Annotated in this window: 19 protein-coding genes; 7 read left to right on the top strand and 12 right to left on the bottom strand. The window is 36.9% G+C overall.

Translation table 11 applies throughout. From position 1 onward, the window contains the following. Positions 1-262 precede the first annotated feature (262 nt). Positions 263-580: a hypothetical protein gene (locus J580_RS10255; protein ID WP_080779859.1), complete on the top strand. Its 318-nt coding sequence runs from the start codon at positions 263-265 to the stop codon at positions 578-580. 11 nt (positions 581-591) lie between these two features. On the opposite strand, the gene J580_RS0104180 is transcribed toward J580_RS10255, so the two are convergent. After that, on the bottom strand, positions 592-1,692 hold the full coding sequence (locus J580_RS0104180; RefSeq protein ID WP_032004103.1) for a M48 family metallopeptidase: 1,101 nt from the start codon (positions 1,690-1,692) through the stop codon (positions 592-594). A gap of 20 nt (positions 1,693-1,712) precedes the next feature. Then, a complete protein-coding gene (locus tag J580_RS10250) occupies positions 1,713-2,801 on the bottom strand; it encodes a YjgN family protein (protein ID WP_032004102.1) in 1,089 nt (362 codons plus the stop codon). A 933-nt stretch (positions 2,802-3,734) separates the two neighbouring features. Here J580_RS10250 and J580_RS10245 point away from each other — a divergent pair. Continuing rightward, positions 3,735-4,310 carry a TetR/AcrR family transcriptional regulator gene (locus J580_RS10245; protein WP_032004100.1) on the top strand — a complete coding sequence of 192 codons (576 nt, stop codon included), beginning with the start codon at positions 3,735-3,737 and terminating at the stop codon, positions 4,308-4,310. Positions 4,311-4,543: 233 nt separating this feature from the next. After that, positions 4,544-5,467, top strand: a complete 924-nt coding sequence (locus J580_RS10240; protein WP_005075600.1) for a hypothetical protein — start codon at positions 4,544-4,546, stop codon at positions 5,465-5,467. A gap of 75 nt (positions 5,468-5,542) precedes the next feature. Here the strand turns inward: J580_RS10240 and J580_RS10235 are convergent, their stop codons facing one another. Further along, positions 5,543-6,013 carry a hypothetical protein gene (locus J580_RS10235; protein ID WP_032004098.1) on the bottom strand — a complete coding sequence of 157 codons (471 nt, stop codon included), beginning with the start codon at positions 6,011-6,013 and terminating at the stop codon, positions 5,543-5,545. 268 nt (positions 6,014-6,281) lie between these two features. Between J580_RS10235 and J580_RS10230 the strand changes: the two genes are divergently transcribed. The 4 genes from J580_RS10230 (at position 6,282) to J580_RS0104170 (ending at position 12,671) form a co-directional block, all read left to right on the top strand. Continuing rightward, entirely contained in the window at positions 6,282-9,014 is a 2,733-nt protein-coding gene (locus J580_RS10230; protein WP_032004097.1) for a type VI secretion system Vgr family protein, read from the top strand. Positions 9,015-9,034: 20 nt separating this feature from the next. Then, positions 9,035-10,093, top strand: coding sequence for a T6SS immunity protein Tli4 family protein (locus J580_RS10225; RefSeq protein ID WP_032004096.1), 1,059 nt, complete (start codon positions 9,035-9,037; stop codon positions 10,091-10,093). A 1-nt stretch (position 10,094) separates the two neighbouring features. Beyond that, positions 10,095-11,831, top strand: a complete 1,737-nt coding sequence (locus J580_RS10220; RefSeq protein WP_032004095.1) for an esterase/lipase family protein — start codon at positions 10,095-10,097, stop codon at positions 11,829-11,831. Between the two features lie 420 nt (positions 11,832-12,251). Continuing rightward, positions 12,252-12,671 (top strand): hypothetical protein, encoded by a 420-nt coding sequence (locus J580_RS0104170; protein WP_032004094.1) that lies wholly within the window; start codon positions 12,252-12,254, stop codon positions 12,669-12,671. Positions 12,672-13,017: 346 nt separating this feature from the next. Here J580_RS0104170 and J580_RS10215 read toward each other — a convergent pair whose 3' ends face one another. The 9 genes from J580_RS10215 to J580_RS10175 all read right to left on the bottom strand — a co-directional run bounded on the left by J580_RS10215 (position 13,018) and on the right by J580_RS10175 (position 22,760). Further along, entirely contained in the window at positions 13,018-13,377 is a 360-nt protein-coding gene (locus tag J580_RS10215; RefSeq protein WP_002120526.1) for a hypothetical protein, read from the bottom strand. A gap of 365 nt (positions 13,378-13,742) precedes the next feature. After that, entirely contained in the window at positions 13,743-15,101 is a 1,359-nt protein-coding gene (locus tag J580_RS10210) for an amino acid permease (protein WP_081403611.1), read from the bottom strand. Positions 15,102-15,247: 146 nt separating this feature from the next. Then, positions 15,248-16,693, bottom strand: a complete 1,446-nt coding sequence (locus J580_RS10205; protein WP_032004092.1) for an NAD(P)/FAD-dependent oxidoreductase — start codon at positions 16,691-16,693, stop codon at positions 15,248-15,250. Positions 16,694-16,711: 18 nt separating this feature from the next. Continuing rightward, positions 16,712-18,043 carry an APC family permease gene (locus J580_RS10200; protein ID WP_032004091.1) on the bottom strand — a complete coding sequence of 444 codons (1,332 nt, stop codon included), beginning with the start codon at positions 18,041-18,043 and terminating at the stop codon, positions 16,712-16,714. Positions 18,044-18,229: 186 nt separating this feature from the next. Further along, entirely contained in the window at positions 18,230-18,937 is a 708-nt protein-coding gene (locus tag J580_RS10195) for a cache domain-containing protein (RefSeq protein ID WP_032004089.1), read from the bottom strand. A 65-nt stretch (positions 18,938-19,002) separates the two neighbouring features. Continuing rightward, entirely contained in the window at positions 19,003-19,722 is a 720-nt protein-coding gene (locus J580_RS10190) for a FadR/GntR family transcriptional regulator (RefSeq protein ID WP_032004087.1), read from the bottom strand. Between the two features lie 55 nt (positions 19,723-19,777). After that, on the bottom strand, positions 19,778-20,548 hold the full coding sequence (locus tag J580_RS10185) for a nuclear transport factor 2 family protein (RefSeq protein ID WP_002120573.1): 771 nt from the start codon (positions 20,546-20,548) through the stop codon (positions 19,778-19,780). 28 nt (positions 20,549-20,576) lie between these two features. Next, complete coding sequence (locus J580_RS10180; protein WP_032004086.1) at positions 20,577-22,007, bottom strand: gamma-aminobutyraldehyde dehydrogenase; 1,431 nt, start codon at positions 22,005-22,007, stop codon at positions 20,577-20,579. A 330-nt stretch (positions 22,008-22,337) separates the two neighbouring features. Continuing rightward, on the bottom strand, positions 22,338-22,760 hold the full coding sequence (locus J580_RS10175; protein WP_002001056.1) for an Lrp/AsnC family transcriptional regulator: 423 nt from the start codon (positions 22,758-22,760) through the stop codon (positions 22,338-22,340). Positions 22,761-22,824: the final 64 nt, after the last annotated feature.

Raw genomic sequence — 22,824 nt, 5'->3', positions numbered from 1 at the left:
TTCAGTTTAATTTTATATTGTGTAGTTAATCGCACCTTCATAATGGTCAATATCTTGTAATTGTTTGAAGAATTCTTTCGGGGCAACTATTGCTGCTATATGTATAATTATGAGTAGAATAGCTCCTTATAATACTACCCCCTTTGCGTCCCTAACTTGCAAAGTAAAATCGCCTGATATGTACCAAATTTAAATTAAGAGATATGGATAATTCATGAATCTAATAAATCACAGTAGTAAGTTCTTTTTTGCAATTTTTCTTATGATGAATCTTTCAAATACATATGCAGCAAAAATACAGGCTGTAGATGCTGAAGTACAGGAGAGTGCTGTAGATGTGATGGAAGCTGCTGAAGCAGAAGCTGTAGGTGGGCAAGAGGATATATGCCGTGCTGACGAGGCTTGTGACGTTGCATCTCCTGTTTCTGAGGATGAAATGTATGGTGGCATTCAACAAGAATATGTCGTAAAAGGCTGCAAGGTAACAATCTACAATGATGGACCTGTGAAAATGGTCAACGTAAAGACAGATCAACCATGTGATGCTCCACTTCCTAAAGACCATAAATTTTCTAGATAGACTTTGTGAGCCTATAAATTATTTTGTGCGCCTTTCTGTTTTTTCTCATAATCATGAACCATTCGAATACGCTCTTCGGTTGCAGGATGAGAGGATAAAGTATCAAGAACAGCTGTAGATAGTTTATTAGCTGAAGATTCTTCTTGAGAAGTTGGTGGGTTGGCCTGATTCTTTTTATCGATACCTTCTTCTGTTGTATCGCTTAAACGTTGTAAGAAATTTGCAAAGTGTGAGACTTCGATATGCTTCCTATCCATCAGCTGTAAAGCATATAGATCGGCTTCGGACTCAAATTTACGTGAGTAATTTGCACCAATCATAGCGGCAGGGAAGGACGTAAATAAGTCTGAATTATCTCCTGTCATTGCAATGTATAATATACTTAGGCCTAAACTCGTTAACCCTTGTTGCAAACTATGGCGATAAACCAAATGGCCTTGTTCATGGGCTAATACGCCTAAGATTTCCTGATTCGTATGTGCCAATTTGATCAGTTCATCCGTGATAATAATCGTATTATTGGGTAGCGCTACAGCATTTGCCCCTAACTGATCGCCTTTACGGAAGACTAATTTAGCTGGTTTGTTTTCAGCAACAGTATTCAAATATTGTTTAGTAATTTGGTCTTTTTGAGTTTGTGCTAATTGGCTGGGTGCAGTCCAATTATTTAATACATAATTCTCGGCTTCATCACCTAGTTTCTTTAAAGTATTCTCAGGTAATTGAAAAGCAAGATAATGGGACGTTGCTGGAACACCCCATTTGACTAGACTGATCGCAAAAGTAATCACAAAAATTACACTAAAAAGAATAAGACCCGGAGAGCGTTCAAATTTCCAGATCGAATGTTGAACCTTTTTAGTTGAGTAATTAAACCATTCAGGTAATGCACTATGAAATTCAATCCGTGCATCATCAGATAATTCAATTACTGGGTGTAACTGTCCCAGCGCACCAATCAATTTCATATCAGTATATTGATAATGGCGCTGAAGTTCTAATTGCTCACCATACCGAATTAGAACTTCAGATTCAGATTGAGCTGAAATCTGAGCACGGTATGGTTTAGACACTAGGCCATCATAGAAAGTGATATCTACTGCGTGGGACATAAATTATTAAACTCAGATTATTATAAAGAGATGTCGATATCAAAAATATCACTGATTTCTTCAGCTAAAGCGCTTTGCTCTTGTTGAGCTAGATTCATCATTTGATCTGGATCATCTAATAAAATTAAACTCATCGATTCAATCTGATATTTGTGAATACGAACTGCAGCCCAAGCAGACATTAAACCTATGGATAAGATTTTTACAATCCAGTTCGATGCTAAAATCCATGCAAAACGCCATTGATTACAGTCTGTTTTAAATTGACTGTTTCCAACTGTAGTATTGTTCCATGTCGTAATAAAAATACGTGCAGCAATTAATGGATAAATAAATAATCCAATAAATGCATATACCGTAAATATTCCGAAAAATATAGCGTTTGGTGAGAACCCAGAAATTGTTCCTGCCATAGCAAAGTAAATGATTGAAAAAATAGCAATTATACCAATTGCAATAAAAACTGGTATATAAACTGCAGCCATATATGCAGACCATTTCGCGTTTAATTTAAAATTTAATTGTCCAGCATATAAGTTGTTAAGATAATATTTTTTATATAGCCAAATAGCTACAGGTGTAAAGATTCCTAAAGTGAAAATATATACCAATATACTCAAAAGAAAGACTTTATAAGATTCTTTTATTGTTCCACCAAAGTAAAAACGTGCGTTGCCGAACTTACTATTTCTTGCAGTAAAACGCAAAGTAGCGCGAATTAGCCAAGGTACTGCTGCATATAGCGCAACTAGTCCAACCACCGTCGCAATCATTGAATACTGTGATGAAATTGCAAATACGACGTAAATTCCTAATGCAATTAAACGTCCAATCAAAATCTTGGTTGGAATCCCTGTAAAATCAAAGCGGCGTTCAAAAAATTCTGTATTACCATAGAAATAGCGTAAGCGACGAACTTTAGCCCAAGGCGCATATAAGCTTAAGGTAATAATAGTCAAAAGAATATTAACGATCCAGATTCCAAAATATTCTGAGGCATTCCCATGAAACTTAAAATGATGAATTCCTGAGTGTGAAATTGGTGGAGTTGTAATATTTTGATCCTCATTTACATCTTGAGGAAGAGAGGTTAAAGCTTGGTCTTGCATTTTATTCTCTTTATTGAAAATATATGATCTTGATTGAATGTAATAGATAATTAGAAAACTATTGAGAATATTATATATTTTTTATAAATTGAAATAAATAGAATGAAAAGCAAACAATTATTTTTACCATTATATTCTTATTGAGTTGTTTCGAGCAGAAAGCTTATCGCGAGAAGTATAAATAATAGGTTTAAAGGCATCGGTGACTTATTGTGATTGTAAATTTAGTAGTAATTCTAAGAAAAACTTTCTACATCATTAATTTCATCATTTACCATTTTTTATATTCTAATCTTACCTGTTAAAACTAATACATCTATATAAAATTCAATCCCGTTATAAACCCTACTTTAACAATAACTCATTCATTATTTATCCTTACTTTTTAATGATCTAATTTAAAACAAATGTCATTTTGTGTGCTTGACTGTAAGAGAGTTGAATACTATTCTTCGCATGCTGGCCACATTGCCAGTCGGTTGTCGCAGACCAGGAAAACAAAGTCGATATGCAAAATTCTTATTTTGTGTGTCGGGAACTCGTTCGCCCCCTTTTTCTCTACGGTAGGGCGGAAGGGGGACACCTTCGGGTGTGCTGGTTCCTTTGTTTCCAGTCTGCGAACCCCCTTTCGTTCTGCCACCATAATTTTAATGATTTGGCAGAACTCCCAATAAAAAAGGAGTTGGCTTTGCACATTCATTATTTCTTGGCAACGGCTGCCAAAAGCTATAACGACACAACTTAAAAATTTAAAGCAGCTTGAACGCCATAAGGTTTTTCAGGCTTTAAGTCATTTTTACTTAAAACTTAGCGAAACAAAACTTGAGATGTGCCAAGCACCGTCTTACGGCTTCGCTGTGCCTTTTTTTCTCCCAAAAAGGGCACAGGCTTTTTATCTCATTTAGAAACAACAAGAATTTATAACGGTAAAACATGCCAACTTTAGAAATATCTTCCAAAAAATTACAGGTGGTTCAAACCGCTATCCAACTTTTTACCACGCATGGATTTCATAATACAGGCGTAGACCTGATTATTAAAAAATCCAAAATTCAAAAAGCCACGTTTTATAACTACTTTCACTCGAAAGAACGACTTGTTGAAATGTGCTTAATTTTTCAAAAAAGCCGACTCAAAGAAGAAGTACTGGCAATTGTCTACTCACACCGCTACCCAACCGCAGCCGATAAACTCAAAGAAATTGTCCGCTTACATGTTGATGTAAATAGCCATTACCATCTTTTGTTTAAAGCCATTTTTGAATTAAAACCGCTTTATCCTCGTGCTTACCGCATGGCGATTGAATATAGAAAATGGCTACTTAAAGAACTTTTTGATTTGATATTTAGTCTAGAAAGTCGTGGCTTAAAAGCTGATGCAAACATGATTTTATTTATGATTGATGGCGCAATCATCCAACTTTTAGATCCTAATAAAGCGGAGAAAAGGGAGAAGTTGTTGGATTACTTTTTAAACTTTCTATCTAATATGAATGATTATCTTAGATGACATGATGAATACATCATTGGATTAAGGATATTAGCTATAAATCTTAAGTATAATATTAAAACCTGAAGTTAATTTTTATTCAGATTATTTAAGTAATTTTCTTAGAGTGTAAGAGGTTAAATGTAGTTTAATAAACTTTGTTTTCTCATAGGGTTATAGTGCTATTTCTTAAATAAGTTGGCACTTACTGGAAGTTTATCCAATCTTACGCTTAAATAAAATATACAATCTTAATGATTTATTTTATGAAATTTAATAACTATAATTTAAAAAATTTGTTTAATAGCAATGATATCATTATGTCAAAATTAGAAGTAAAGGCTGAAAACCATAAAATATTTGTTTTTAAGAAAATATTTGAATTTGATTCAGCAAAGCAACAAGCTGAAAAGAAGAAGGTTAATGCTTTTGGAATGTTAGCAAAATTTAACTTTTTAAAACGTCCTACGGAAGAAACAGTACATTTAAAAAATCATATATTACGTTATGAACCATTTTGGTTTGTCTCAAGCGAGCGTAACCTTAATTACGATTGTGTTGTGACTTATTCTATTCCTGTACATAATTCACATGCGAAGCAAATCCAGGTTTATGAAGATCCTGAACAAAAAAATTATCCTGTTACACGTCAACAGGATAAAGGCAAAATAGAATTGCAAATGAAAGAAGTTTGTAGCAGAAAAATAGAATTTTCAAATTACTTTGATGGCTTGCAACGTGAGCTTAAATCATCTCATTTAGCGGAATATATTAGAAAGTTTGAACTTTCTGAGGTAGATAAAGTCGAAGTTGATAATGTACTTCAACCATTACTATCTCTTGACTCTATTACTAGCATTGTCAGATCGGAACTACAAAATCAAAAAGTTCATGCAACTAATATTATTGAAGATTCAGAGGAAATAACTCAACTGTACCTATATTTTCGTCCAGTTTATGCATTTGAGTATATTTGGTCTAATGCAGATAAAGTTGGCGTTATTGAGGTTGATGGACTTACAGGAGAAGTTATTGAACAAGGAAGTTGGTTCCGGAATACTTTTGATCAAGCTTTTACTAAAGAGAATTTAGTAGAACTTTCGGCAGAGTTAGCTAGTACGGTTGTTCCGGGTGGAGGAACTTTGGTAAAAGTCGCATCAAAGGCGATTCCTCTTTAATATAGCTTATAGCTGTTCGATTCTTCTAGCCAAACTTACTAGTTTGGCTTTTTATTTTTAGAATTTAACTTCGATTTATTGGGATTCATCTAAATCGCGTTCGCGGCATGATAATTCATAGTAATTACCTTTGGGTAATGAACGGATTTTAAATCCATAGTAATCACTGTCCTGTTCTATAGGAGAGATTTTGCATTGATTAGTTTTTGCAAAATGTTCAATTAATTTCAAATTAGAGATTTGTTTAAATACCGCACCCCAACCTTCACTAACGCAACAGCCCACATATTCAGACATATATTCATCTGAGATTAATACAACATTTTGTCCCATAAATTGATAAGGCTTTTTCAGTTTGTATATATCATTATAATCTGCCCTTGAAATAGTTGCTTTCTTTGCTATAAAGCCTTGTTTTTTGAGTATTTCAAACTTTAAAAAATCTTTAGTACCAGTGCCTAGTCCGCGGTAAATTGAACTATTGTCTTCAGCAAAAGTATATGAGCTAAGGACACTTACTAAACTTAAAAATAATATTTTTTTCATTTTAACTTTCAGATGTTATATGAGGTAATAATTTTTTCATATCCTCTTAATAATGTAAAGTAAGTCACTGATTTTATTGTTTCTCTCCACTGAGATTGGTTGTAAATATTTTGTTTTTAAAATTTAAGTTCGGTTTAGATTTCAATAAAGCAAATGAGAAGATGATAGGGAAAAGATACTAATATAAACAAAACATGAAATACCCTAAATTGAGACAGACTTATCATTCTGTTAGACTTGTTTAATTAATAATAAGGTTTGCATAATAATGTTGAATAATATCTTTGGTATTTTGGAAAAAATAGGATTTGGCGCTCAAAAACGTGCGATTAGTATCCAGTTTTCAAATACTGAGCTTAATTCACAGATTATGTTGCAGCGTATTGATGGCTATCATGGTATTAATGATGGACTATCGGCAGAGCTTATTTGCTTATCTACAAACCCATATATTGAATTAAAACAATTTATTGGATGTCAGGTTGCAATTGATCAAGTAACAGATGCAGGTCAGCTTTTTAGAACTACGGGTATTGTCACTGGTGCTAGCCAAGGTCAAAGCGATGGTGCTTTTAGTTTATATCGTTTGACTATGCAGGACGCTACTAGCTTATGGCATAAACGACGTAATAGTCGTGTGTTTATGAATAAAAGCGTTGTGGACGTTATCGAAGTCATCTTTAAGGAATGGCAGAGTAAAAGCCCGTTATTTGCGTCAAGTTTACAGTTAGACACGAGTGGTTTAACCAAAACATATGATGTACGCCCATTCTCTATGCAGTCGAATGAAAGTGACTATGCATATTTAACTCGAATAATGCGTGAAGAATCGGTTAACTGGCTTGTGGATGAGGCGAGTTATCTTGTAGCAAGTAATAGCCAAAGTATTGAGGCACAAAAACTACGTTTAATTGATGATAATACTCAGTTTCAATCGCTCGAACGTAGAACCATCCGTTATCACCGTTCAAATGCGACTGAACAATATGACAGCATTACTAGTTTTATTGCTCAGCGGCAGTTACAACCAACAGCTATCCATGTACAACGTTGGCAAGCTGATAGTCTAAGTCAAGAAGATGCCAGTGGATCAGTGGTCAGCTCACATCAACACAGCACTCAGCGAGACAATGAAAGCTTAAGTCTGGAACAGGCGTGGAATATATCTCCTGCTTGGATAAGCGATCTTAAAGGAGAGGATCAAGCCACCGCTTCAAGTAATTCTCAGTTAGAAAAACTGAATATGCACTTAAACCAATATCAGGCATTACAAGCCAAGTATTTTACTGCACATAGTAGTGTACGTGACACTCAAGTCGGTTATTGGTTCCAATTGATTGACTATCCAGAATTAGAAAAAAATCATAGTCAGCAAGATAAAGAGTTTTTAATCCTTAATAAGCACTTTTATAATCAAAATAACCTACCCAAAGATATTCAAGACCAAGTAGAAAAACTATTGACCTTAAGTCACTGGCAAAACAGTAAAGACAGTGAACAAGAGCGCCAGGCCAATGAATTTGTAGTTGTTCGCAGAAATATTAACGTTATCCCTGAATATGATCCATTGAAGCATCGCCCCGTTGCCCATGTCCAACGTGCCAAAGTGGTTAGTGATGGTGAAGAAATTTATGTGGATGAATGGGGGCGAATAAAAGTCAGATTCTTATTCACACGTACCGATGACCATGCGCATGATGGTGGCGCGGGGGCCAATAATAGTGATACAGATTCGGCTTGGGTAGATGTCCTTACTCCATGGGCTGGTGAAGGCTATGGGGCACGTTTTTTACCGCGTAAAGATGAAATCGTAGTGATTGATTTCTTTGATGGCAACATTGATCGCCCATTTGTGACGGGACGCATCCATGAAGCTCAGCGTTCGCCAACGAAGTTTGATATTAAAGGGCAACTTCCTGACACAAAAAAACTGAGTGGTATTCGATCCAAAGAGGTTGGCGGTAGTGGATATAACCAGCTGCGTTTTGATGATACGACAGGGCAAATTAGCGCTCAGTTACATAGCAGTCACGGTGCAACACAGCTTAATTTGGGGAATTTAAGTCACCCTAAAGAAAGTGCGACGAGTGAAGGGCGTGGTGAGGGATTTGAATTAAGAACCGATGAGTGGGGAGCTATTCGTGCTACTAAAGGAATACTTGTAACATCCGAATCGTCAGAACAAGCACAAGGCGAACAACTAACAAGGTCGAACATAAAAGAGAATATTAATTTTCATACCGAAAGTAATAAATACTTTAAAGAACTTGCTTCAGCTCATGAAGTAGATGAACCAGATTTAGGTTCACAAGACTCACTAAAAGAAAAATTTGATAAATGGAATGAAAGTTCAGATGCTTTAGTGGCTTTGCATAGTGAATCAGCAATGATTTTAGATAGCAAAGAGAGTTTGCAACTTGCCGCTAAACAAAATATCGATGTCAGTACACCGAAAAATCTGCAATTTTTTACTGGTAAAAGTTGGATTGCAAAGGCACTGGATAAAATTAGTATTTTTGCCAAACATGCAGGAATCAAAATTAAATCGGGTGAAGGTGATGTAGAGCTAGCAGCACAAAAAGGAAAAATGACTTTATCTTCCAAACAACAAATGCATGTTTACTCACTTAATGATTTTGTCCGAATCGAAAGTGGAAAAGGAATTTTGATTACTGCTGGGGGCGGATATATCAAAATTCAGGATGGGAATATAGAAATTGCATGTCCTGGTTTAATCGAACTTAAAGCTGGTCAAATCCAGACAAAAAGCGGTGCCTCACTTTCGAGCCAATTACCAGCAATGCCAGAACTAAAATCACACTATGACGAGCATTTTATTTTGCATTATCCAGACGGTGAACCTGCCAAGAATCTGAAATACCGAATTACGGCTGAAGATGGTCAGGTTTTTGAAGGGGTATCTGGCGAAGATGGGAAAACTACAGTTTTTACCAAAGATGCGATGACAGCATTAAATATAGAAGTTTTTTCTCCTGAATAAAGGACTAAGGAAAGTTAATAATGAATTTATTAAAGCGCTTAACCCTTTGCTTATTAACAACAGTTTCTTTTAGTGCATGTTCAAATGTTGAGAAAGAACAAGAAGGAATTAAAGTGATTGATTATAGTAATCCTAAAAAAGTATGTTTTGGCCGAATTGAATTAACAGTCCCGAAAGAGACCCAAGTTGAATACAGTAACTTTAACTACAACGGCAGTAACATAGAAGTTGATGAAAGTGTAAAAACATACGAAGCATATCAAAAACTGATTAATGACAAGATTCAGTATTTAAAGCATGAACCTCATGAAACAGAAGGCGTTTTATTAAAACGAGAAATACAAGGTCCTATAAACAAAGATGGGCGGGTTGTAAGCAATATTATTATTTATAGAAGTAATAAATTTACCACTGAAGCATATGAAATTGATGGTTACCTATACTTCCCATTCAAGGGATTGTTGGTTCTAAAAAGTGGTGCAGATAATGATTTATTGGATAATGCTATTGAGGATATGAAACAAACATTAAAAAGTATAAAAATTAGATCGGCTAAAGAAGAAGAACAAGCTGGTTTGTGTTGGAAAGATTTCTTTATTTTAGATGATATGAGTAAAAATATTCCGTTTACAGGAGGGTATTTACATTTTAGATTTCCAAGTTATCCAAGAGTGCGAGTAGATATAGAGCATCGAGCTCGACTGGAATCTGATCGTCCATTAATTGAGATGGTTAAGGAAAATGAAGCAAATGCTCCTGCCATTTTTAAAGCTATGATGAGCACAGAAAATTTAAGAGAACAAAAGAAAGAGATTAACAGTTTAGCTGGTGAAGAGATATTTGGTCACGCCCATCGTAGAGGCTTCTCTGAGCGTGGTTTTGAGTCAGCAGCGTGGCAATATTTGGGTTCACTGGAAAATAATAATGATCCATTTATTCATTATAGTTTAGAAAGTGCCGAGCTTGTTCATGATGATGAGCCACTTCAGTCTACTATTAGTCAAAAAAAAGTTTTTCAACTACATGATTTTATTTTAAACAGCATCCAAATTGCCCCTAATAATAAAAAGGAACAATAAGATGGTAAATAAGTCTATTGCTCAATCAGGCTCGGCGACTAGCCCTACTACAAATAAGGCTGGAACTTATGTAGAAGTGCCTTTGCAAGATACAATTCCAATTATTTTTGTGCCCGGAATTATGGGATCAAATATTTTTAATACTGCTTTGAATAAGCCTGTATGGAAGTTGGGCAATGGTGGAGGTATGGTGGGTACCATTTATTCACAAATGCAAAAAAGTCCAGCGGTATTACAGAATGAGTTGGATCCGTTAAATACTAGAGTTGATACAAGCGGTGATATAGAAGTTGATAGTCGACTTAAGTTAACTGAGAAGACATTAAGAGAACGTTATTGGGGTACAGTGCATTGGAGTAGTTATGGTGGAATTTTAACTTATCTACAAATGGTACTGAATAATGTTGATTTAAATGAAAAACCGATTTATGCATCAGGAGTAGGAGGAGGTTATGCAGCAGTTCGGCAAATGAAACAACAGGAAGCGGTTTATGAGTGGAAAAGTTTACTTAATCAGGGAGAATCAAAAAAATGGACTCCTCAAGAGCCATTTATATCAATTAATCAACAAGAGATAGAACATTTAAAAAAATTTCATTTTCCTGTCTATGCCATGGGCTATAACTGGCTACAATCTAGTGAAAATGGAGCAGCAACTGTTGCTCAAAAATTGGATAAGATAAAGCAAGAATATGGTGCACGCTTCCATAAATTTATTATTGTCACTCACTCTATGGGAGGGCTACTAACGCGTAGACTAGTACAATTACGTGGAGGAGATATTGCTGGGGTGGTGCATGGAGTTATGCCGGCAGAAGGAGCGGCAGCTGCTTATAGACGACTTGTTGCAGGTTCATCAGAGGGTGGGCTGGTAAGTGCAGTTGCGGCTAATGTTATTGGTAAAAATACTGAGCATGTGACTGCTGTACTGGCAAATGCTCCCGGTGGTTTAGAGTTGTTACCAAGCAAAGCTTACAATAATGGACGACCATGGCTATTTCTGAATGGTTCTGGACTTATGAATGGGAAAGACTTACAAACTAATGTTGTTTCCCTTCCTAAAAGCGACCCATATGAAGAAATTTATAAAGCTGATGGTGTCTGGTGGGAAATGGTCAAGGAAGAATTAGTTGATCCGGCTAATATGGTGAAAAAGAGCAATCCTAACAAATCAGTGAAAAATATCTATAAATTAAAAATTAATGAAGTTAAAAATTTCCACGATAAAATTACCAATAAATATCATCCATGTACCTATGTTAATTATGGACATGACCCTAAACATTCAAGTTTTGGCACACTAACATGGACATTAGATCGACCATTAAGGGGTTTAACGGCCGAGCAAATGAAAAGGTTACCAAGAGCAACAGCAAAGCAAATAGGTACATATCGTCAAAAAATTGTTCAAGAACAAATGAAAAAAATTAAAGAAGGCAAAGGTACAGATGCTAACAATCGTGACTTAGCACTTGAGAATAATGGTATTCGCTATATCTCGTTGGTAAGTGGTAATCTGGGTGTCTTTTCAATCTCGAATCAAAACGCACCTGGAGATGGTACCGTGCCGTACCAGTCTGGTTGTGCTCCACTAAAGCAGTCTGGAGTTAAACAAGTATTCAAAATGACAGGTTTTGATCATCAAGGTAGTTATAACAATACACAGGTTAAGCGTTCCGTACTTTATTCTATAGTCAAAATTATTAAGGAAAATAATATTCAACCGAAGTATAGATAAACTAAGGGGAGGCGAGCCCTTTAGTTTAAAGAAATGATTGATGTATGGCACTCAATTTGACTTAGATAATAATTTTCAGCGGTTATTGAAAAGTTTAAATATAAAAAGCTAACAATGGATCAGATTATGAATAGTTTAATGTCTGAAGCTGGGTAATGAATTTTTTATTAAGATAAATGAATATAAGTTCTAAGTGGAGAGAAATAATGAAATATAGAATACTATTTATTTTACTTGGTATACCAGTAATTTTAACTGGTTGTAATTGGATGTATGGGCAAATTTAAGTAGTGGTAGGGAAATTCAAGGGTATTTATATTTATCTGCATATTTGTACTCTAATGATACAGTAGAAATTACTACATCTAATAATTGACCAAGTCCAGCTGTAAAAGGTCTAAGATAGCAAGAAGAAATACTATGAGTCTCAAAAAGTTATTACTCCTACCAATAAGTTTAGTGTTCAGTGTAGCAGGGTGTGCAGATATTCGGCCAAATACAATATATTATATGGGGACAACATCTGTTAATTATAATCCCTCATATAATACTTATGATGTGAAGCTAAATAATCATATTATTGGTGGAGCACTAGGCTCAATGAATACTTCGCCAGTGATACTAGGTTTACAGATTGTAACTTGGAAAGATGCTAAAACTAGTGAATTACATACAGCAAAAAATCAAGTTTTTTTAAAAAAGAATGACGTTAAGGATATGAAATATCTTGTTGTTCATCTATACCCAGATGACACTATTGAAATAGTTACATCTCTTAATTGGCCAAATCCAACTGAAAAGGGTTTAAAGTGGCAAGAAGAAATAAGAAAAAATAAATAGTGGAATTTGATAATGTTTAAAAGACTATTATTATAAAATGAATAGCAGAAACTAATAGGGATGTTTCCAATACTCCACCTACTGCAATAGGATTGTTCTGATGTGGTTAATAATAAAGTCGCTGAAGTATGTAGTGTAGGTAGTCAAGATGTTAAGCAAGGACAGCTTTTTGATGAATACCAAAAAGCCCAGCAGGACTTTAAAGCAGCCAGTTAACTCAATAAGAGTCAGATTACAGTCGAAAACTTTCTCATCCTTGAAAAACTAAGGCTTGTATTGATAGGGTCTTGATGGTGTTTATGGTGGTAGGAGAGCTAGAGCAACTAGTTCTCCTATTTAATTTAAATTACTTCTTTTGCTTAAAACGGTATTTACATTTTAGACAGCGATAATCTTGAAAAATATTCTTGTCGATTATTACGCCAGCTTTCTTACCAAAAATGTTACCAACTACACCGCCAGTAATTCCTGCACTAATGGCACCAACAAAAGTCCCTACTGTTCCGCCAACAATTACACCTAAAGGACCAGCAACAGTACCAATAGCTGCTCCAACAGTAGCGCCAGTTGCAGCACCACCTACAGTGCCTGCTGTTGTGCCGGCAGCTGTAAGTAAAACACCGCCAGTTGTTCTAAGTAATTTGTCATGGTCACGTGCTTCAATTTCTGTAGAACCACACTTAGGACATTGCAGAGCTTTTTCCATAAAATTTCCTGTCTTTCATCATTGAGTGACACAGTTGAGGGCTAAATCAGTGCAGTGGGTAAAGAACCTGTCTTGCGATGCAGTATCTTTTGCCTATTGAGTGATCGTAACGATAAACTGGTCTGTTTTGATTTTAGCTGAACATTGACACAAATATTTATAGATCATGTAAACACTTGTACTTTAATAATTATCTCATTAAATACCAATGTTTAGAATGACTAAGGCTTACATATCCATGTGTCTAGTAGAGAACAATTTAATAATGATGAATAGAATGTGAATGGTTTTTCTAAAGTTGCTTAGGGTGACAAGCTGGTAAATGATAAAAGGCTTATCCAGTTTGAATAAGCCTTTTTTGAATATTAGAGTGCTTTTTTCCAACTCAGAAATTTATATAGTCCAAACATGAATGTAATCCAGATTGGAATTAAAATAACAGATTTTTCAAACCCTTGAGTCCACATGATATATAAAATCATGCCAATAAAAATCAAAACAATATAGTTACTTAAAGGTGAAAATAGAGCAGGAAATTTGGCAACTTTATTTTCAAGTTTCATGGCACGTTTAAACTTTAAATGAGTAAAGCTAATAATTGCCCAGTTTAAAACCAGCGCAGCCACAGCCATGTACATAAGATAGCTTAAAGCTTGTTCTGGGATAAAATAGTTCAGTAATACACAACCAAAAATCAGAATAGAAGAAAAGATAACAGCAGGTGTTGGAACCCCTTGTTTGCTGACTTTTGTAAAAATTTTAGATGCGTGGCCCTGTACTGCTAGGCCATATAACATACGGCTGTTTGCATACATACCGCTGTTATAAACTGATAAGGCAGCCGTCAAGATAATAAAGTTAAGCAAATGTGCTGCCCAGCCAATCCCAAGTTGGCTAAAAATCATCACAAATGGACTTTTATCTAAACCACCGAGGTCAAGCTGATTCCACGGAATGAGTGACATGATGATAGCAAGCGAAGCCACATAGAAAACCAAGATTCGAAAGATGACTTGGTTAATGGCTTGTGGAATGCTTTTTTCTGGATTTTCGGCTTCAGCGGCAGTCATCCCAATCAGTTCAATACCGCCGAAAGCAAACATTAAGAAGGCGAGCATATAAAATAGGCCCGAGAACCCATGCGGGAAAAATCCGCCATGCTGCCACAAGTTCGCAAAGCTAGCGATAGAATCATTACCTGCGGTGAGCAACAAATATAAGCCAAACACGATCATGGCAATAACCGCCGCAACTTTAATAATGGCTAACCAAAACTCAGATTCACCGTAAAATTTAACGTTGCCTAAGTTCAAACATGTGACCAAAACAAAGAAAAATAAAGCTGATATCCAAGCAGGAATGTGGGGCCACCAGTAATGCACATATTTAGCAACTGCTGTTAATTCGGTCATCGCGACCAGAATATAAACCACCCAATAGTTCCAGCCCGATAAAAAACCGGGGAATTTCCCCCAATATTTTTGTGCAAAGTAACTAAAGGAACCGACCACAGGTTCTTCTACGATCATTTCACCCATTTGGCGCATAATTAAAAATGCGACCAAACCGACGATGGCATAACCTAAAATAATAGAAGGACCAGCAGACTGGATGACTTGTGCAGAGCCTAAAAATAAACCTGTCCCGACAGCACCACCCATAGCGATCAACTGGATATGGCGATTTTTAAGTCCGCGTTTTAATTGGGAAGATGAATTGCTCAAAATATATGCGCTGAATAAAAAAGCTGGCGCTATTGTAATAGATTGGTTAGGGATAACCTAGTTTGAAAAGAATTTTACTCAGCTAAATAAAAAAGGATCCGTACAAAGCTATACGAATCCTTTTTTGAAACTGGTTATTTTATAAATTAGAAAGATACCATTTTGCCTGGATTAATCATTGCGCCAATGCCATACATACTTTTTGCGAGTGGAATAACAACGGGTGCAAGGGTACGACCAAACATAATATTTTGATGGTCAATTTTAGATAACATTTCAAAGTCGTTAGATTGCCCAACAAAGTCATTCGCGATGGCTTTACCAATACGTACCGTCTGAGCAACGCCGTGACCACTCCAACCATGAACAGCATAAATCGGGAACTTATTACCAAACTTACGGCTATCGACTGCACCATTTACGGTTAAATCAGTTGTTCCACTCCAGACAAAATCCATCTCTAGATTTTTAATTTGAGGGAAAACGGTATTAATTCGATGCTCTAGATAATTTAATGTTTTCTCTGGACCCCAGCAGGTTCCTGTACCTTGGCCACCAAACAATAAGCGGTTATTAAACACGGGACGGTAGTAATCAATTTGGAACTGAGTGTCATAGACCGGATGCCCAAATGGCAGTAGCTCTTTTGTATCAAGCTCTAGCGGGGCAGTCGTCGCAACATAGGTATAAAACGGAATAGTAGTATTGTTTTGCTCTGATAAAAGTTTAAATGAAGCATGGTGTACCGCTAACACCACAGACTTTTTAGCTTTTACAACAGCATTTGCAGTTTGAACATAAATACCATCTGCTTTTTCTTCTATTGAAAGGACTTCTGTTTGCTCATAAACAGTACCGCCATTTTGGCAAAAGCCATAAATTAAGCCACGGTTTAAAGCTAAAGGATGAATTTGTCCACCTAACTCATCAATTAAACCCCCTGTATAGTAGTCAGATTTAATATAGTCCATGAGTTCGTGTTTACCCACAATGCGGGTATGGTCTTCACCTAAGTATTTTCGTGCATCGGCGCCTTGTGTTAAACCAACTAAATGCCCTTCATGAACGGCGGCGGTAATGTGGCCGTATTTGCGGTCAAAGTTGAGTTGGTATTTTTCCGAAATGTCATCAATCAGTTGCATCGCTTCTGTAGAGGTAAAATGCCAGAGTTTTTTGGCATCTTCATAACTCAAGCGATCGGCCATTTCTTGAGCTTCCCAGCGAGCTAAACCAGGGGTGAGTTGTCCACCATTGCGTCCAGAAGCTGCGCTACCTACACGGTTTTTTTCTAATAAAATAGTCTCTACGCCTTGTTCAGCTAAATGTAGGGCCGTAGATGAACCTAATAAACCTCCACCAATAACAACCACATCACACTCAATATCAGCTTTTAAACTTTCAAATGTATGCCAATCAGAAAGTGAGCTTTCATAATAGTTTGCAGGGTTATCTACCGAGGTGCCTTCTACAGTAGTTGAGTCAAATTTTGCATGTTTCGGATTTAACCAGCTCCATTCTTTACCCACTTGTAGAGATTTACTTGGTTTATATTCCACGTCTTTTAAAAGTTGAGGTTTAGAAATAATTTTCATAATAAAGTTCCTTAAAAATTAATAAGCATTACTAATAGCAATACTTTGTTTTTTAATCGTTTTATAGATAAATAGGAGAACACCCAAAGCTAACCAGAAACAACCAAACATGAGTGAAGATGAATCGAGATTAAGCCAGAGGCAAATAATGCTAAAGACTGATATAAGCGGTAAAAACAGGTTTAGAAATTTGTTTTTAAACCCTGAACGCTGTTTATCTTTAATATAAAACTTCATAAAAACTGAGAAATTTACGGCTGTAAAAGCGACTAGAGCACCAAAGCTGATTAGGCTGACGACTTGGGCTAAATCTAGAAAAACCGCTGACATTGAAATAAGACCAACAAACAAAACCGAGAAAAACGGTGTACCTAATGAAATATGAATTGTCCCAAAATACTTTTTAGGGAAAATATTATCGGTGCCCATTATATACAGTAAACGTGAAGCGCTGGCATGTGAGGCAAGGCCAGAGGCGACTGTGTTCATAATTTGCCCGCACAAGAATACGGATTGGAAAAAAGCACCACCAACGTAAAGTACAATTTCAGGCAACGCTTCTGAAGGATGTTGAAAACGAAGATTGTTTGGAAAATAAAGTTGAATAAACCAAGCGGCTGTGAAAAAAATAAGCCCGCCAGCGAGAGTCGTTAACATGACTGCACGAGGAATATTTTTGGTGGGTTGTTTGGTTTCATTAGAAAGCGTGGTAACCGCATCAAAGCCCAAAAAAGAAAAGCACAAAACTGAGGCACCCGCGACGAGAGGGAGTAAAGATTGGTGCTCATGCCAGAGTGGCGCCAATGTAAGCACATGCTCATAACCTTGAGTCGAGCCAATACCCTTAATCACTAAATAAACAAAAATGACCATCAGTATGATCGGTGCAAACACAAACAACAGGCTTAAATTGGCGAGTAACCGAATGCGGAAACAGTTTACTAAAGTGACTAAGCTTGCCGACACAATGACCCAGAACCAGTAAGGCAGACTTGGAATAAGGGCTGTGAGATAAATCGCAGCTAGCAAAACATTAATGAGAGGTAATAATAAATAGTCGAGTAGTGAACACCAACCGACAAAAAAACCACTTTTAGGCCCTAAACTCTCGGCAGTATAACTATATGCAGAGCCTGATTTTTCTGAATTTTGACTAAATCTTGCATAGCTCCAAGCGGTGAGTAGCATGGCGCCAAGTGCGAGTAAATATGCCAGTGGTACGTGTCCATTGGTAATTCCAGAGACAATACCGAAGGTATCAAATACCGTCATAGGGGTCATGTAGGCAATACCAATAATCGTGACTTGCCAAAGAGACAGTTTTTTTAAGGAAGACGTTTTATTTTCCATGTCATTTCAACCTCAAATTAGTTGTTTTGCTTTTCATCCGGAAAAGCGATGCTATTTTTGAGCCAAAACTTCCCCTAGACCTGAATAAACAAGTCTGTTTGGAGAAACTTTGAACAAAAGCTAGGGGCTGTTTCGCTTTAGTGATGCCCTAAAGCAAGATCAGATATTTATATTTTCGGCTTCACTCTAGATCACGACCAGTTGAAAAGATTGACACGGTCGTGAGAGAACTTGCTCGGGGCTTTGGTCTTTAAATAATGTGCCTGTTCTGATGGTGATGTCATTTGAAGTAATCACTCGAGAAGAGTCGTTAATCACAATTGCTTTTTGCTTAATATTCTTGAGCTTCGGCATAAGAAGTTTTTCGAGTGCGGAAACTAAAATATCGGTAGCAATTACACCGATAAATTGATCACGAATCATGACCGGATGGGCAAGGGTGATGGTGTATGCACCATTGCAAATATAGTCGACATAGGGCCCATGGATGCACGGACTTTTGTTTTGAGCAGGCTTATGAAACCATTCGAAAGAGCGAAAATCTAAAAATCGCTGAGCATTTTGATAGTTTTCAAGTTTGGCTTGCTGTAACTGATCTTCTTTTTTATACCACCATTCGAGTGTCCAATAATCCTGTTCTTCTTGCGTTGCAGGGCTATAACTTGCAAAACCAATGCCTTGACTGTAATGGCTTTCCTGTAATGCCTTTTTAATTTCCTTTTGCAAAGCTGTGCGTTCTGAACCTGAAAGCTTAACGTCTTTTGTTTTTTCAGGTTCATGTTTCGAAAGAATTTTGCTCGCTTTAGTTGCAAGCTTTTCTGTAATGGCTGTCGTTTCTTCAACCACCGTCTTTAACAAATTTTGAAGCTCTTCTATATCTAAATGTTGGGTCATTCCTATAACTCCTAAAATTCCGTATTTCTCACTCGATATTTTATAAGTGCTCTACTTTATTGTTTTTATTCGATAGATAACTTATATCGAAGCATTTGGTCTGTTAGCATCAAAATGATTTTTCGCGCTTGAATAACAGCATCATCTTCATTGCCTTGAACAAAAGATGATAAAAGTTGGTGGTATTGTGCGACGACCAGTTGATGAAATTGATCATCTTGGTAAAGCACAGCAATGAGCGGTGCCCATTCGGCTTGTATGGTTAACTCTTGATTTGCCAGTCGAGCTGATTGAGCAAAAGAGGTAAGTGTTAACAAACAACGTAAATCAAGTTGGGCACGTGTGTCTGGTTCAACTGCTTGTTCAAATTGATCAATAAGCTCTTTGATTTTACCCAGTTCATATTCAGTAGTTCTTTGTGCTGCCAAATATGCACCATGGCTTAAAATTGCACTATGAAACTCGCCTAAATCAGCCAGATATTCATTTGAAGCTTGACGTAGAGGATGCTTGTTTAAGAGTAAATCGGAAGGTAACTCACAAACAAAGCTTCCGCCGTTTCGCCCGCGTCGTGTATCAATCAGACCCTTTACGCGTAAAGTATTTAACGCTTCACGAACGGTAATGGGTGACACTCCCATTAAGCGAGCTAGATCCGCCTCGTTAGGAAGTTGTTCATTGCTTTTGAGCAATCCAGAGATAATTGCATTTTCCAAGCGTTCCACAACTTGTTCCGATCGAGTTGCCTGAGCGATAGGTGCAAAAATTATCGTATATGCTGACATGGCGAATTCTCTAAAAGCTAAGTCAGTGACTTAGCTTAATGAAACGGATAAATGATTAAAACACGCCATATTGATGGACTGCCTGTTCATCTTCAGGCACAGCTGGTATTGCATCCCAAAGTTCAACAATTTTGCCATTATCTACACGCCATAATTCAAAATAGGCATGTCGATTTCCGGCAATACTTCCTTCGGAATGTGTCAAGACAAATTGACCATCAGCAATGGAGCGATGCGTTTTGGAGTATACCAAACCTTGTCCTTCATTACGGATATTGTTCAAAAAATCAATGACTGCTTTAACACCATCACCAATGTCTGGACTATGTTGAATGAACTGATCATTGTGAGTGTATTCTTTAAATGCCTCATAATTGCCATCAATTAAAGACTTCTTAAAGAACGAGGTCACAATCTCACGATTTTCCTCTGGGTCATGGTGAGTGACGATTTCAGTCGGACCATCTAATTGAGTTCTACCACTCACATTTGGCGCGGCTTCTGCCACCAGACCATCCCAGTGTTCCACAATTTTGCCATCTTTCACTCGGTAAATATCAAAACCGACTAAAGGATTTTCATCTAATCCTTGAAAGCGGCCATGAATTGCAACCAAGTCACCATCTGCTAGTACACGTACAGCTTCGTGTTGCATGTCAGGACAGTCTTCTACCAATTGGCGAAGGCCCGAAATGCCATTTGCAACGAGTGGTGAGTGCTCTATAAAGTCTTCAGAAAAATAACGATCCAGAGCAGTGGTGTCGTGCAAATTAAATAGCTCATGATGGGCTTTAGTCACCAAGTCTTTCATTTCTTGCTTATTCATTTTGATCTCCTTTCAAAGCTCATTGTTATTATTCATTTGAACTCATCACATGTTTAACGCGAGTATATTCTTCAAAACCATAGCCAGATAAATCTTTACCATAACCTGACTTTTTGAAGCCGCCGTGTGGCATTTCTGCGGTTAAAGGAATATGCGTGTTAATCCAAACTGTACCGAAATCAAGTTCACGAGAAAGACGAGTTGCACGAGCATGATCTTTGGTCCAAACACTTGAAGCTAGGCCATATTCAACATCGTTGGCTTTTTCAATCGCATCATTTTCATCTGTAAATTTTTGAACGGTAATCACTGGTCCAAAAATTTCATTTTGAATGGCTTCGTCGTGTTGTTTTAAGCCACTAATAACAGTTGGTTCAAAATAGAAGCCTGGACGGTCTGCCTGTTTTCCACCTGTTTCAACTTTGGCGTGAGCAGGTAAGTTGTCGATAAACGCTTTAACGTTTTTCAATTGGTTGGCATTGTTAAGTGGGCCATAAAGTGCGTCTTGATCATCGGGTTCACCAAAACGGGTATTTTTTGCAGCTTCAACCAACTTACTTAAAAATTCATCATGAACAGATTCAGCCACAATTACACGCGTTGCCGCAGTACAGTCTTGCCCTGCGTTGAAATAGCCCGTTAATGCAATCATTTCAACTGCTTTATCGAGGTCAGCATCTTCAAAAACTACCACAGGTGCTTTACCACCAAGCTCAAGATGCGCTTTCGCCAGATTTGCTGCGGCAGAAGCTGCAACTTGTAATCCGGCACGAACTGAGCCTGTAATAGAAACGAGTGCAGGGGTCTTATGTGATACAACTTTTGAACCCACCTGAGCTTGTCCTAACACCACGTTAAATGCACCTTTAGGAAGAAATGGTGCAGCAATTTCAGCAAGTAAAAGCGTACTTTCCGGCGTCGTATCACTTGGTTTAAGTACCACTGTATTACCAGCAGCCAAAGCTGGAGCAATTTTCCAAACAGCCATCATGAGTGGATAGTTCCAAGGTGTAACTTGTCCAACTACACCGACAGGTTCGCGGCGAATAGAAGAGGTTAAACCTTCTAAATATTCACCTGAAGCTGTGCCATTGAGTAGGCGAGCAGCACCTGCAAAGAAACGAACCTGATCTGCTGATGCCCCCACTTCTTCCGATGCAATTAAGTGTTTTAACTGACCCGTATTACGGCTTTGTGCCTCAATCAAACGATCAGCATTTGCTTCAATAGCATCTGCTAAATTCAGTAATGCTTTTTGACGAGTCGAAGGTGTACTGCGTCCCCAAATTTTAAATGCTTCTTTTGCAGCGGCATAAGCTGCATCAACTTCTGCCTCGGTTGCATTCGGTGATTGTGCATAAACTTCACCAGTCACTGGGCTTACCAAGTCGAAATAATCATTTCCTTTGCTAGCAACATATTCGCCGTTAATGAAGTGTTGTAGTTGAGTTTTAGCCATTTTTTATACCTTGTCCTTAGGTTTTAACATATAACATATAACATATAATACTATATGTATTATGTTTTAAATTTTCTGTCAAATGCTTTGATGAGGGGAGTAAGTGAAAAAAGTTGGAATTTAAATCAAATTGGATTTTAAGTTTTTGATTTGATTATTTAAAAAAATTAAAAAATTTATTGAAGATTTTTAGGAAAGATTCATTGTCGTAATAGTTCAATAGATTTGATAAAAATCATAGAATAATTTTTCTAATCGAAAGCAGTTTGATGAGCCAAACATTGTGCTTAGCTCATCAATTTCGAGTTCTTATTTATTGAAATTAAATTATTAGGTTTTATGACTCGCAAGCAGAATGCTAGTTTCACTGTTATAAATACCTGAAATATTCCTGATTCTTTCTAAAACTTTGTCGAAGTTTTCTAAAGTGTCAGAACGTAGCTCGACCAAAATATCCCATTTGCCATTCGTTTTATGTAGACATTCCACAGCACTTTCTAGGCGTAATTCTTTAATCACAGACTGCGCTTTGGTCCCTTCAACCATAATGCTCATCCATGCACGGATGACGTTGCGTTCAGCATTCGGTTTAAAACGAACCGTATATCCGGTAATAATGCCCGAAGACTCCAGATACTCCATTCTCTTCTTGATAGTTGCTCTTGAAACGTGAACTTTTTCGGCTAACTCGGTAACAGACATCCGTGCGTTATCTTTAAGTAAACCTAAAATAATTTGATCAATGTTATCCATATTGTAATTGTCAATTATCAAATTGGTAAAAATTAATTCATTTTTGACTGAATTACAAATTTTG

The sequence above is a fragment of the Acinetobacter sp. 1542444 genome (assembly GCF_000581835.1).
GTDB classification, from domain to species: Bacteria; Pseudomonadota; Gammaproteobacteria; order Pseudomonadales; family Moraxellaceae; genus Acinetobacter; species Acinetobacter pittii.
Note: the sequence above shows the minus strand (reverse complement) of the source record. Positions and strands in the feature narration are given on the sequence as shown.